Genomic DNA, 462 nt, shown 5'->3' on the forward strand with positions numbered 1-462 from the left:
CTTTCTACTAAGGTTATGACAGCACTCCCATGATTACGGCCAATGATAGTGTCACCTTCAAGATGACCAAATTCTTGAAAGAAGAAAGGAAATTCTTCTATTCTTTCAGAAATGTGTCTTTTGAAAGCTTGTCTACCTCTTTTTTCACAATGACCATTTGGCTTCCTTCTACCTTTCATAGGTAAAGATTGTACCGAAAAGACGTTTTCCTTAAACATTCTATAAAGAGTTTTTACAGAACAATCAATCGGGTGTTCACCTCTGCCAATAATGGTGTCAGGCGTCCAGCCATCGGCTACTTTTTCTCGAATATAAGCTGACTGATTTTCTGGAAGTACTATTCTATGTCTGCCACAATTTGATTTTCTTCGCTTATACTCTTGGTAATATTCCAGTGCAGTTATACCTGTCTTAAGTGCATTTATTACGTTATAAATTGTCTGTCTTGATCGTTTCAATCTC

Annotated in this window: 1 protein-coding gene; it reads right to left on the minus strand. The window is 36.8% G+C overall.

Annotation, left to right across the window (positions count from 1 at the left end):
• On the minus strand, positions 1–462 hold a 462-nt coding region (locus CD152_RS11205), incomplete at both ends, for an IS30 family transposase (protein WP_169926208.1).

It is taken from the genome of Macrococcoides caseolyticum (genome assembly GCF_002902665.1).
Lineage (GTDB): Bacteria > Bacillota > Bacilli > Staphylococcales > Staphylococcaceae > Macrococcoides > Macrococcoides caseolyticum.